This window comes from Synechococcus sp. WH 5701, from assembly GCF_000153045.1.
Lineage (GTDB): Bacteria > Cyanobacteriota > Cyanobacteriia > PCC-6307 > Cyanobiaceae > Regnicoccus_A > Regnicoccus_A antarcticus.
The window spans coordinates 1-1,241 of the sequence record NZ_CH724165.1; the positions used below are offsets into that span (position 1 = coordinate 1).

At 55.1% G+C, this 1,241-nt stretch carries 1 pseudogene; it reads right to left on the bottom strand.

Features of this window, described 5'->3' with window-relative positions:
• Positions 1 to 126: 126 nt before the first annotated feature.
• Positions 127 to 1,241: pseudogene (locus WH5701_RS15520) on the bottom strand (M3 family metallopeptidase); the annotation flags it as partial.

The following is a 1,241-nucleotide window of genomic DNA, read 5'->3' on the forward strand; positions in this document are numbered from 1 at the left end:
AGGCTGTGCTGCCACAAGGATCGATTCAAGAGATTCCTGTTTGGACGCACCATCAATTAATGAAGCATCCGAATGCCTTGAGAATCATTGGCAAAGCGGTGAACCAGTCCTGATCAACCCTTGGCCTTAGGCGTTCACCAGGCCGGAATGTCGGATTAATGCTTCGGTGCTTGCAGGGCGCCCGCGGAAGGCTTCGAAGACCTCAGACGGCGAGCGGCTTCCGCCAAGGCTGAGAACAGTGTCTCGGAAGAGAGCCCCAGTGGATTGAACTTTCTGTTCATTGTCGAGACCAGCATCCTCAAAGGCAGCGAATGCATCGGCGCTTAAGACCTCAGCCCATTTGTAGGAGTAATACCCAGCTGAGTACCCACCAGCAAAAATGTGGCCAAAGGCGCAGAGAAATTGATCTTCAGGGATGGGTTCCATCACCGTGGTGGTGGTTGCAACGTCCCGGCGTAATGCATCAGGAGTGATGCCAAGTTCAGGCGTCCAGCGGCTATGAAGGCGAAGATCGCTTAGGGCGAAATGCACTTGGCGAAGCGTTGCCAGACCAGCGTTGAATGTGCGGCTTTTGCGCAGTTTTTGGAACTCGTCCTCAGGTAAAGGTTCGTTGGTTTGCCAATGGCGTGCCATCCCCATCAAGGTGGCACGATCAAGGCACCAATTCTCCATGAATTGGCTTGGCAGCTCAACGGCATCCCATTCCACGTTGCTAATGCCGGCGGCTTCCGGTTCATCAACCGTGGTGAGCATGTGCTGCAAACCATGGCCAAATTCATGGAAGAGCGTTTCCACTTCTTCGAAGCTCATCAAGCTCGGGGTGTCTTCGACGGGAGGGGTTTGATTGCAAATCAGGTAGGCCACAGGCAGCACATGGGTGCCGTCGGGGTTTGTTCTCCGTCCAAGGCATTCATCCATCCAGGCCCCACCGCGTTTGCTGGCCGGTCGGCTGTAGGGATCGAGATAAAACGAGGCAAGTGGGGTGCCGTCTTGCCGTTGCACGCGGAAATAACGAACGTCTTGATGCCAGATCGGAGCCTCCCCATCGGCGGCTTCGATCACCACATTAAAAAGCCTGTTGCAGAGCCCAAAGAGGCCATCAAGAACCTGCGGCAACGGGAACCATGGACGAAGTGCCTCTTGATCCAAATCAAACCGCTCTTGGCGTAATTTTTCGCTCCAGTACGGGAGATCCCAAGGGGCGAGTTCTTTTGCTTTACGGCCGCACCGTGGCGTCGCGC